This window comes from Pseudomonas syringae pv. coryli str. NCPPB 4273 (genome assembly GCF_000972175.1).
Classification (GTDB): Bacteria; Pseudomonadota; Gammaproteobacteria; order Pseudomonadales; family Pseudomonadaceae; genus Aquipseudomonas; species Aquipseudomonas syringae.
In genome coordinates this window covers 183,433-194,100 of sequence record NZ_AWQP01000008.1, presented here as the reverse complement: position 1 = coordinate 194,100, position 10,668 = coordinate 183,433, and the positions used below count along the sequence as shown (strand labels likewise).

General features: G+C 54.7%; 15 protein-coding genes. 7 read left to right on the top strand and 8 right to left on the bottom strand.

The genetic code is table 11. The features are described from left to right. Window positions 1–269 precede the first annotated feature (269 nt). Both P406_RS06655 and P406_RS06650 read left to right on the top strand, forming a co-directional pair. On the top strand, window positions 270–740 hold the full coding sequence (locus P406_RS06655; protein WP_002555835.1) for an Lrp/AsnC family transcriptional regulator: 471 nt from the start codon (window positions 270–272) through the stop codon (window positions 738–740). 83 nt (window positions 741–823) lie between these two features. After that, window positions 824–1,072, top strand: a complete 249-nt coding sequence (locus tag P406_RS06650) for a hypothetical protein (protein ID WP_003318137.1) — start codon at window positions 824–826, stop codon at window positions 1,070–1,072. Window positions 1,073–1,172: 100 nt separating this feature from the next. On the opposite strand, the gene P406_RS06645 is transcribed toward P406_RS06650, so the two are convergent. Together P406_RS06645 and P406_RS06640 are read right to left on the bottom strand one after the other, a co-directional pair. Beyond that, window positions 1,173–1,847, bottom strand: coding sequence for an HAD family hydrolase (locus P406_RS06645; RefSeq protein ID WP_003413932.1), 675 nt, complete (start codon window positions 1,845–1,847; stop codon window positions 1,173–1,175). Window positions 1,848–2,075: 228 nt separating this feature from the next. Continuing rightward, entirely contained in the window at window positions 2,076–2,897 is an 822-nt protein-coding gene (locus tag P406_RS06640; RefSeq protein ID WP_010408189.1) for a helix-turn-helix transcriptional regulator, read from the bottom strand. Window positions 2,898–2,994: 97 nt separating this feature from the next. Here P406_RS06640 and P406_RS06635 point away from each other — a divergent pair, with 97 nt between their 5' ends. Further along, entirely contained in the window at window positions 2,995–3,882 is an 888-nt protein-coding gene (locus tag P406_RS06635; protein ID WP_046235728.1) for an SDR family oxidoreductase, read from the top strand. Between the two features lie 147 nt (window positions 3,883–4,029). On the opposite strand, the gene P406_RS06630 is transcribed toward P406_RS06635, so the two are convergent. From P406_RS06630 to P406_RS29930, 6 genes are all read right to left on the bottom strand, one after another. Then, a complete protein-coding gene (locus P406_RS06630; RefSeq protein ID WP_003413920.1) occupies window positions 4,030–4,329 on the bottom strand; it encodes a hypothetical protein in 300 nt (99 codons plus the stop codon). Between the two features lie 129 nt (window positions 4,330–4,458). Next, the gene (locus P406_RS06625; protein ID WP_003413918.1) at window positions 4,459–4,824 is read right to left on the bottom strand and encodes a histone-like nucleoid-structuring protein, MvaT/MvaU family; all 366 of its coding nucleotides are present in this window, start codon (window positions 4,822–4,824) and stop codon (window positions 4,459–4,461) included. A 228-nt stretch (window positions 4,825–5,052) separates the two neighbouring features. Continuing rightward, entirely contained in the window at window positions 5,053–5,490 is a 438-nt protein-coding gene (locus P406_RS06620) for a GFA family protein (protein WP_046235727.1), read from the bottom strand. A gap of 84 nt (window positions 5,491–5,574) precedes the next feature. Further along, window positions 5,575–6,015: a DUF805 domain-containing protein gene (locus P406_RS06615; RefSeq protein ID WP_046235726.1), complete on the bottom strand. Its 441-nt coding sequence runs from the start codon at window positions 6,013–6,015 to the stop codon at window positions 5,575–5,577. 16 nt (window positions 6,016–6,031) lie between these two features. Next, window positions 6,032–6,388 (bottom strand): DUF4190 domain-containing protein, encoded by a 357-nt coding sequence (locus tag P406_RS06610; RefSeq protein WP_003318145.1) that lies wholly within the window; start codon window positions 6,386–6,388, stop codon window positions 6,032–6,034. A gap of 269 nt (window positions 6,389–6,657) precedes the next feature. Then, window positions 6,658–6,786, bottom strand: coding sequence for a DUF6882 domain-containing protein (locus P406_RS29930; RefSeq protein ID WP_266304265.1), 129 nt, complete (start codon window positions 6,784–6,786; stop codon window positions 6,658–6,660). A gap of 182 nt (window positions 6,787–6,968) precedes the next feature. Between P406_RS29930 and P406_RS06605 the strand changes: the two genes are divergently transcribed. The 4 genes from P406_RS06605 to P406_RS06590 all read left to right on the top strand — a co-directional run bounded on the left by P406_RS06605 (window position 6,969) and on the right by P406_RS06590 (window position 10,568). Further along, complete coding sequence (locus P406_RS06605; protein ID WP_235810345.1) at window positions 6,969–7,448, top strand: endonuclease NucS domain-containing protein; 480 nt, start codon at window positions 6,969–6,971, stop codon at window positions 7,446–7,448. A 279-nt stretch (window positions 7,449–7,727) separates the two neighbouring features. Then, window positions 7,728–8,552, top strand: coding sequence for a GIY-YIG nuclease family protein (locus tag P406_RS06600; protein ID WP_046235725.1), 825 nt, complete (start codon window positions 7,728–7,730; stop codon window positions 8,550–8,552). 133 nt (window positions 8,553–8,685) lie between these two features. Next, window positions 8,686–9,891: an AAA family ATPase gene (locus P406_RS06595; RefSeq protein WP_235810346.1), complete on the top strand. Its 1,206-nt coding sequence runs from the start codon at window positions 8,686–8,688 to the stop codon at window positions 9,889–9,891. Continuing rightward, window positions 9,888–10,568, top strand: a complete 681-nt coding sequence (locus tag P406_RS06590; protein WP_046235724.1) for a DUF4276 family protein — start codon at window positions 9,888–9,890, stop codon at window positions 10,566–10,568. Before P406_RS06595 ends, P406_RS06590 begins: the two co-directional genes overlap by 4 nt. Window positions 10,569–10,668: the final 100 nt, after the last annotated feature.

Sequence of the window (10,668 nt, the reverse complement as noted above, 5' to 3'; positions counted from 1 at the left end):
GCATTGGCACGATAGTCATGCTGTGTGAGACGCAGATCGTAGCCAGACGCCATCGTTCCTCACGCTCCGCATGGGAATACAGTTCTGGACGCTCCGCGTCCACTCCCGGGGTTCAAGGTGCTGCACCGTTGGGTGACGCAGAGCGTCACGAAAGGCATGCCAACGCGGAGCATTGGCACGATAGTGATGCTGTGTGAGGCGCAGAATCGCAGTCAGACACCCATCGTTCCTCACGATCAGTGTAGAGCGACTAACGCAGGAAACCGCTAATGGACAAATTCGACCGGGCAATTCTCGACATCCTGCAAACCGACTGCACCCGCTCGGTCGCAGACATCGCCGAGCGTATCGGCCTGGGCAGTACCGCGTGTTGGCGACGTATCCAGAAGCTGGAAGAGGCCGGCATCATCGACCGCCGGGTTGCGCTGCTCAATCCGCAACGGCTGAACGTCTCAGTCAGCGTCTTCGCCGCCATCCGCACCAACCAGCACAACGCCGCCTGGCTCGAACAGTTTCACGCCGCCGTCGGCGAGTTGCCTGAAGTGGTCGAGTGCTACCGCATGGCGGGCGACACCGACTACATGCTGCGCATCGTCGTAGCCGACATCGCAGGGTATGACGCGGTGTACAAGCAACTGATCAGCATCCCCGGCATCAGCGACGTGAGCTCCAGCTTCGCCATGGAACAGATCAAATTCACCACCGGCCTGCCCTTGCAATACGCATCGTTTGGCGGCTGAGCGCAGCCACGCTCATCGATTGAATCGAACCCTCAGCCCGATGCCACGTCCACTTTCTTTGGCAAACGAAAAAGGTGGCTGACATGACAACCGATCACATACTCACAGACAGCGTACCCAAAGAAGACCCCGCCAGCCCACAACTCGGCCAGTACGACCGCGAAGCAGACCCGGTCCTCGCCATGAACGCGAACAGACCCGGTGTCGGCCCGAAAAAAGGCGACGAGGTGAAGAAGCGTACGGAACACGACGAAACTTACGATGAAGGTGAGCCGGAAGTGGACGACGCCGACAGCGTCTCGGATGAGGGCGGCGGTACTCTGCCGGGCTGAGGGAGCACAAATATGGCGCTGAGGTGGTGTAACAGCTCAAACGTGTTTCTGCAGGTACGTTGAGCTGCTCACATGGATTGGAAACGATGAATCCGTAGATTCAAGGCCGAGAAGCAATCTCGTCCAGATGATTCAGCAGATCCAGCGGGTCTTCATACACCCTCAACGCGCCAGCACGCTCAAGCTCGCCGATGTCGTAGCCGCCCGACAGCAGACCCACGCCGGTTGCCTTGCAGCGACGCGCCGCGAGCATGTCCCAGATCGCATCGCCGATCACCAGGCACTCGTCGATCGGAGCGTTTATCTTATTTGCAGCCGCCAGGAACAGGTCGGGGTCAGGCTTGCCGTAACTCACATCATCGCGCGTAACGATGTTGATCTTGTTGATGTCCAGTTTCAGCGCTTTGAGGTTGATCGTCGCCGTATCGATCCCGCCGCTGGTGGCGATGCACCACTTGAGGTTTTCCTTGTCGAGCGTCTCCAGCAACTCGACGGCGCCGGGCAATGCGATGATCTGTCCTTGCAGCCGCTCGTAAGCCTGAGCATGTTTCTCGCTGAGCCGTTCGGCTTGTTCTTCGCTGATGTTCAAGCCGGTTTCACGCGACAAAGATTTCAACATCAGCCCGCCGCTCATGCCGATCTTGCGGTGAATACGCCACATCGCAAGCGGGATCTTTTCTGCATCCAGCGCTTCTTTCCAGGCGGCGACGTTTTGATAAACGCTGTCGGTCAGCGTGCCGTCCAGGTCGAAGATGAAGGAAGTCTGGGGTCTCATAGGGTTACTCTTTTTGAATGCGGATTGACCATCTGGCGAGGTCCGGAGCGTTGTGAGTCGATACCTGTTCGGCGGTACCGGGGGGCTTCAATACGGCGTTGCCAAATGGCGGGAAAGGGTTGGTTTTTTGAGGTCACACACTTTCGAGTACGTGATGGAATGGCGGTTCGATCTTTCGGGCGGGAGGGCGATCTGGTAGCAGAAAAGCCTGATGGTTCTAAAGCCGCATTAACGCTGTATGTAACCCTCCACCAGCGCCTGAACCCGCGCCGCGTCATCCTCGGTGACCGGGTTATAAACAATCATCGACAGATCGGGCCGGCCATCCACTGCGAACCCCGAATACTCCAGTTCAATCAGCCCATGAACCGGATGCCGCAGGCGCTTGGTGCCTTCGCCCTGTGAACGCACATCGTTGTCGCGCCACAACGCAGCGAAATCGGCGCTGAGCGTGCAGAGTTCGTCAGCAAGTTCGCGGAGTTCCGAGGCAGCACCGGCACGGGTCGCGTCGGCTCTGAAGGCGGCGACGATAAAGCGCGCGACGGCCTGCCAGTCGTCCTGCTTTGCACGCGTGCCAGCGTTGCAAAACATCAGGCGCAGGATGTTGCGCTGCTCTACGGGCAGCAGGCTGTAGTCAGTAAATACAGCTGCCGCAGCGTTGTTCCAGGCCAGAACATCCCAAGTGGCAGTCTTGATAAAAGCAGGGCTGAACGCGAGCGTATCCAGAATGCGCTGCAAGCGCGGCGATACGCCTTCGGGCGCGCTGTAGACCACTTCGGGCAGGTGACCAAAAGCGAGCATGAACAGGTGTTGCCGCTCGGGCTCGGTCATCAGGAGACTTTGCGCGATCCGGTCCAGAACCTGAGCAGAAGGCGCGCCACCGCGACCTTGTTCCAGCCACGTGTACCACGTCGCGCTGATATTGGCGCGCTGGGCAACTTCTTCACGACGCAAACCTGGCGTGCGTCGACGCGTGGTGGAAAGCCCCAGACTCGCAGGGTCCAGACGCGCCCGACAGTCCTTCAAATATGTTCCCAGCGGGTTGGCCATGATGATCCTGTTGGTTTCTATACCCTGATAACGTCACGTCTTTTACGGGATAAACGTTACGCGCACTCTGCCGACTTCAGCAAAGAGAGATTTGACTATGCGCGTATTTATAACCGGCGCCACAGGCTTTATTGGCACTCGCGTCACTGGGGAACTGATCAACGCAGGCCATCAGGTAGTGGGGCTGACACGTTCGCAAGAGGGGGATCGAGCTCTGCTTGCCATGGGAGCCGAACCGCATCGCGGTGATATCGAAGACCTGTCCGGCCTTCAGCGTGGCGTAGAGAAGTGCGACGCGGTGATTCACACGGCGTTTGATCACAACTTCGCGCACTTCGTCGCCAACTGCCAGAAAGACGCTCGCGTCATCGACGCATTGGGTTCTGCACTGGCAGGTTCCAAGCGACCACTGGTTATCACCTCCAGCACGGCGATGGGCTCGTCAGCACCTGGGCAGGCCGCAGACGAAGATCATTTCGACCCGGCGCACCCCAACCCTCGCGTTGCATCGGAACTCGCCGGGCAGGCGCTGTTGCAACGCGGCGTCAACGTAGTCGTGATGCGACTCTCGCAAATTCACAACCCGGCCAAACAAGGCCTGGTCAGCGAAGTGATCAAACAGGCGCAGGAAAAAGGCTGCTCGGCCTATATCGACCAAGGCCTCAATCAGTGGTCTGCAGCGCACCTTGAAGACACGGCGCGCCTGTATCGTCTGGCTCTGGAGAAACATCAGCCGGGGGCTCGTTATCACGCGACTGCCGAATCAGGCATTAATTTCCGCCTGATTGCCGAAACCATCGGAGAACACCTCGGCCTGCCCACCTTGGCCGTGCCCGCCCATGAAGCCACCGCACACTTTGGCTGGCTGTCGACATTCGTGGCCAAGGACATGAGCAGCCTGAGTCACAAGACACGCGAGCGCCTGGGGTGGCAGCCCAAGGGCCCAGGTTTGATTGAGGATTTGAGAAAGTGTTTGAAGGGGTAGTGTCTGCAGGCGGAACACTCTGTAATTGCAGATGACCACCGTGCCAATGCTCCGCGTTGGCATGCAGTTCGTGACGCTCTGCGTCACAAAGCTACAGTCTGGCAAGACGGCCCCAAGGCCTACAGAATCGCGTGAAATCAGAACGATTTACTGGTGAGTGTCCGCATTCTCAGCCGGATAAAACTCGCCCTGGCTCCCCATCCTTTCCAGCCGCTCGCGAACGAGTGCTTCGACATTGGCTACTGCAGCCTTATCGTCGGGGTCGACCAGTTGCAGGCACAGGCGCCGGGCGTTCTGATCGTGGGTGCCCTCGCTGAGCATGTCGTGGGTAGGGACTTGTTTGCCACGCCACAGACATAGCTCGGTATGAGTACCGCCGAGCCATATTTCGTTGACTGATCTGAGGTCAGTGGAAGCCAGTTGGTCCACGGTGATCGTCTTGTCCATTGCGCTGTACCTTTTCAGTGAGTCGATACAGGTCAGACGAACAGCCGCCGCGGATCGTTCCCGGCGTCGGCTGTTCAACAGCGCCAACGGTGAAGAGTCGACGCCCTGAATCAATCGACAGGCAAGGCTTTACTTCTTTAGCCAACCCTCGACAACATCGGAACCATGCTCCGCTTTCCATTCCTTCAGAATCTTGTGATTCCCACCCTTGGTCTCGATCACTTCACCGGTTTTCGGATTTTTATAAACCTTGAGTTCGCGCGGTTTGCGCTTGCCCGCAGGCTTATCAGCGGTCTGTCCACGAGCCGAAGTCTGTGGGTCCAGCAGATTGATGATGTGCTTCAGGCTGAAGCCATAGTGCTCAAGCAGCTTGCGCAGCTTGGTTTCGAACTCGATTTCCTTTTTGAGCCCCTGGTCGCCTTTCATCGTCTCCAGTGCCTTGAGTTGCTCGGCGAGATGCTTTTCCAGCTGACGGTATTCTGCGAGTTTAGACATGGTATTTTCCTTATAAACAGGTGTGCGTAGTTAGTGAGAGAGATCGTGCCCGTTACAAGTTCAGCCTATTTTCCGTAGAGGCGCAGTGGCTTCCAATACGCTGTAGTAACACGATAAGCCAGATTGCCCGGGCTTCCAGTTATTTTCAGAAAATGCGATTTCCCGGGCGCGCGTCAGTAGCTTTCGATCAGAGCGGTCACTGAGGTCGCTTGAGCGATTTACCTCATCTCAGGAAGTAGTGGTAGGGATATAGCGCAGGTATCCAGCGATGTCCGACCCGCTTCCAGCAGCTTTATCCTTGGGATGAATTCGCCCTTCGTTGACTGGAACCTCTTCAAAATCAAATGGACTGATTCCTTCGAGGCAGGCCACATTAACTCCGTACTGGGCCGGGTTGGAGCGGCGTTGGTGATGTGTATATATCCCGCATTGTGAGCAGAAATAATGCTTCGCTTGCAGGGTGTTGAACTGATAGAGCTTGAGCATCGCCTCGCCGGAAGTGATCTCAATATCCTCCAGGGCTGCTGAAACCGCGATCGCACCGCGCATCCGGCAATAGGAGCAGTTGCAGCGCCGGACGGTCTTGAATCCGTCAGTAAGCCGAACTTGAAATCGTACAGCGCCGCAATGGCAGGTGCCTTGTAACGTTCCGTCAGAGGTGTCCATATAAAACAGTGACTCCGTCTATGGGCTGTGCCGCAGCGAAAGCCTGTGAAGATGTGGCCAGACGACCACATCTTCACACCGTATTTACTTAGGACTTGGCCCGAAACGGTTAGGTCCTGGATGACCTTCCTGAATCAAAAACACGAGGTTGGCAATCGGTACCAGCAGCCACCAGCCGCTGCGATCCGTGTCGTGCAACCTGCGAACACCCACCGCGATACCCGGTACCAACACGGCCAGGGAATAAAGGTTAGCGATAATGCCGCCATCACCTATCAGCCCGCCGATAAAGCCGAGGACAATCGAGATCAAGATGTTGAACAGAAAGAACATCCAGTATTCTTTTCTGCGTGCCCTGCCGGTGAACACCGCGTATTTTTTCAGAACGTCTGTGTACCAGCTCCATGCAGGCGGGTTATCGGTGCTCGCACTGGCTGGCGAAACAACCAGCTGCGGTGCCCCGCAGTGCGGACACGTACCAGCTTCATCACTGATTTCCTTTGCACAACCACGACAAAATACCATCTCATTCTTCCCTAAATCAGTTAGCTATTAATCCAAAAAATATCAGCAGCGATACTGCTGACAAGACAGTGCCTGCTATCGCTATTCCGTTGCCAGGCAACTTTTTGTTGATGCTGATAACGCCCAGAACGAGTCCGGCTATCGAGCACATGCCGAGCCCGACGACGGTATCCAGATCCCATTCACCATCGTCGAACAGCGCCAGCGAGCAGAGGATGCCCAGCACCAGAGAGACGATAGCCATCCACGGAGAGCCAGTCTGTTGTAGCTGTTTCGCGGGAGTTGCGGAGACCTGACTGGCGCCACATTGCGGGCAGTTGAGTGCCGTTTCATGTATTTCCTTTGCGCAGCCACGACAGAAGACCATCGCCATTTTATTTCCTTATATCGAGTAGCTTTCAGACCACCAGCAAGCGATTGAACGCCCGCAAACTCTGGGTTAAAAGGTTTGTATTGCCAAGAATTAGTTAGTTTTATTTATAATTTTGGCGACTGCACGACGTTTTGGGGTGTTTTACAGTCAGTTGTTTACGTTGGTTTGCATCCGCCGAAATGGGAGCGACTGTTCCAAGTTTCAGTGGGCTTTCGTGTCTGGCACGAAAGCCGGTAAGTAAAATGGATCTGAAGACGGTATGACTACGGCTACAGCCAGCTGTATTGCTTGGATGCAAAGGAGCCGATGTTGGTGATCTGCGCTTCGACGCCCGCCCGGTTGGCCCCATTGAAGAATTGTACGGTAGAGGTTTCCTGATCCAGCCACCAGCGAGCCATGCCCCCCTTTTCGTTTAAAGTTTGTTAAATCGGTCATGCAACACCAGCCCAGTGACAGCCCTACGCCCCAACAGCTACCCTGCCAGTCCTAAACTACTAGTCATGGAAGACCCCAGACGCAGCCACCCAAGAAATATTCAGTCGTTTTGATCGGTTTGGATGGTGAGCACAGGCTCCATCCGATGAAAGAATGGTGCCGTCAGAACCCCGATGAAGCACCACCTATCGATCCAAACACGAACTCTCAGCAGCTTCGTCGTGCATTCACTCGCATGGGATGGGTCACTGAGGAAACTGAAACGCAGGTTCTGGTCCTGCATCCAGGCACACCGAAAACAGCTATCCAAGCCATTGAAGACGAAGACTTGGCTCTTGAAGACCAAGACACGTCAGACTCAGATCGAGAGACAGTTTTTGAGCTGGAGTGGCAATTACGCGACTTCATATCTCACAACATCGAATCTCTGAAACTGGAAGGTAAACCCCTTCGCCTCTACGTCGACGCTCAAGACCGTGATGGAGTCGAATACCCTACCGGCGTAGGGCCAATCGACATACTCGCACTTGATTCAGATAACTCGTTCGTGATCTTCGAACTGAAACGTGGACGTGTTGCAGACCGTGCTATCGGTCAGATAAGCCGCTACATGGGAAGATGGTGAAAGGAGTCATCGTTGCGAAATCGATCAGCTCAAACCTACGTCACGCTATCGTGGCAGTGCCTAACGTCTCGCTTTTCGAGTATGAAGTAGCATTCAACCTGAACCCAATCCTTGAAGCAGATGGACCAAGGGAAGCGTGAGGAGCTTCAACCGCCTTTTCCTTAGCTCGACATACTTCACCACAGACACGTACCAGCCACTCCTGAACCGTACTCGATTGCCTACGCAATTCAAGCGGATTCTTGTCAATCGCAGTCCACCAATCACAAGAGCGACGCCATGCTGATTCAGCTTCTAACGAGCCTCCTACCCTCTCTCACAGTCCCGAACACAAAGGTGCATCTTGCCCAGCACAACGGGCTTGAACATCCAATGGACGTGTACCTGGCGGGGGAATTTGACGAATGGCAATCGTGGCAGTCCCGGCGGAATTTTGAGTGTGAGTATGTAATTGGCTTGGTCGAGTTACCGGGCACGAAGAAATGGCTTCTGGCAGGCGTGTATGACTCTTTGAAGCTGAGTGACACCAAGGACAGGAAGGAGAGGCGGGACTTTGTTTACGACTACCGCCGTGTGCCTGAATTTGCCGAACTGGAAGGACGCTTGATCCTCGACTACACAAAGCCTCGAGGTAATTACCTCTGGCTGGAAACCTGTCTCAGAAGCATGGTCGTGTCCTCCATTCTGGAAAAACCAATGACGGTCGGCAGGTTTCCCGGTTTCAAGGAAGTGGACGTGTCCCATGCAGAGTTGAAAATCATAGTCAACCAAACCTTGGAATCCTGGCAGACAGCCTTGTCCAGCGTGGCAGGCGTCTACCTGATCTCTGACCGCACGAAGGGTGAAGAACAGCTTTATGTCGGTTCAGCGACCGGCACAGGCGGTCTATGGGATAGATGGTCAAGCTACGCCAATAGCGGGCATGGCGGGAACACCCGAATCAGAGATTTGCATACGAAGCGCGGCAAGGATTTCGCGGAGAATTTCAGGTTCAGCATTCTTGAAATCGCGGACAAGCACACCGGTAAAGAAGAAATGATGCTGAAGGAAATCCACTGGAAACGCCGCCTGCTGACCCGCGATAGCGGTTTGAACGGAAACTGAATTCTACATTAGGGGCAATCCGGTAGGCTTGGGTGTCGTAACTGCAATGCTCACGAGCCAAGGCCTCGGTATTAGATAGAAAAGATTAGCGTTAGGATGACCCCATCAATAGGGGAGCCAGCGTGCGAAATCGATGGCAGAATCCGCCACAGCTATCAACGAAAGCGGCTTTGGACACAATGAGCAGCGCCGCGAAAGGAATCAAGCAGCAATGAGCACAAAGAACCCGATCAGCCGGCTCACCATCAAAGGCTTCAAGTCCATCAAAAGCCTTGAAGACTTACACCTGGGCAGCCTGAACGTGCTCCTTGGAGCCAACGGTGCGGGCAAGAGCAGCTTCGTTTCTTACTTTCGCATGCTCAGCGAGATGATGGAGTTGCGCCTCAAAAAGTGGACGACTCAACAAGGCTCCGCTGACCGCGTTGTCAGTTTCGGCGTCAAAGAAACTCAGAGGATCAGTTCTTACGTCCATTTTGGCTTGAACGGCTATGAGTTCGAGTTGGAACCGACCGTGGAAGGTGACTTTGTTTTTTCAAATGAACGGCTTTTTTTTGACGGCCCCATGTATGGATCCGAATGGATTCCGCTGGGCTCCGGGCATCAAGAGACAAAGCTCAAAAAAGCTTACGAACTCAAAAAATTCCAAGCGCCCTACAAGAACAATGTTGTTGCGTACTGCTACGAATCGATTTCCAGTTGGAAGGTCTTCCACTTCCATGACACTAGCGAAACCGCGAGCGTCAAACGCTACGGACCGGCCCATATCGATGACTATCTCCGTCCAGACGCGTCGAACTTGGCGGCATATCTGCATCGCTTATCCACCGAGACGCCCGAGGTGTATGAGCAGATCCGCAAAACGATCCAGCTGGCGATTCCGTTCTTCGATGACTTCGTACTGAAGCCTGTGCGACTGGACACTCAGGAAGAACTGATCAACCTGCAATGGCGTCAGAAGGACAGCGACTACACCTTCTGGCCGAGCCAGCTCTCGGACGGTTCGATCCGTTTCATATGCTTGGTGACCGCCCTACTCCAGCCCGACCCGCCATCGACCATCATCATTGACGAGCCGGAACTCGGCCTGCATCCATACGCCATCACTTTACTGGGTTCACTGCTGCGATCAGCCTCCGCCCGAATGCAGGTGCTTGTCTCAACACAGTCAGTCCCTCTGGTGAACGAATTCTCAATCGACGACCTGATCATCGTCGAGCGGGAAAAAGGCGCGACTGTCTTCAAGCGCCTTGACGAAGAAGCTTTCGAAACATGGTTGGACGATTATTCGGTAGGCGAGCTTTGGGAGAAAAACATTTTGGGCGGGAGGCCGCGTAAATGATTCGAGTCCACGTCATCTGCGAGGGCCAGACAGAAGAGATGTTCATCAATGAGGTGCTGGCTCAAGCCTTCCAGAATCTGGATATTTACCTGATTCCCGCGCTGATCGGAAAGCCCGGTCACAAGGGCGGTAACTTTCGTTTCGAGCGCCTGCTCAGTGATGTTGAAAAGCGCCTGTTAGGTGACCGGCAGGCATATTGCACCACGTTTTTTGATTTTTATGGCCTACCTGAGGAATTCCCTGGCAAGGCGAATGCCAGTTGCAAGAGCACCGTGGATGAAAAAGCTGATTGCCTGCTTGAAGCTATGACGGAAAGACTGGCGAACAAGCTAGGTGATGAAGCCATGCGCCGATTCATTCCCTATGTGCAAATGTACGAATTCGAGGGTCTGCTATTCAGTTGCCCCACACGGTTAGCTGTCGGGATCAACCAGCCTGCCCTTGAAGATCGTTTTTTGCACATACGAAATGAGTTTGAAACGCCGGAAGCTATTAACAACAGCCCGATGACCGCGCCGAGCAAGCGACTGCAGAAGCTTTACGATGGCTATGAAAAACCGCTGCACGGTTCACTTGCCGCGATTGAGATTGGCCTGCCGATCATTCGGCAACAATGCACTCGATTCGATGCCTGGCTCAGGCAAATTGAAGCATTGCATACAATCGCTCAGTCATGACCGATCCGACCAATACCCCTCTCACCGCGCGTCAAAACCTAAAAACGGGTTCAGCCCCTGAGTAATTCCTTTCTGTTGTCCAAAAGGGATACATTTCTCG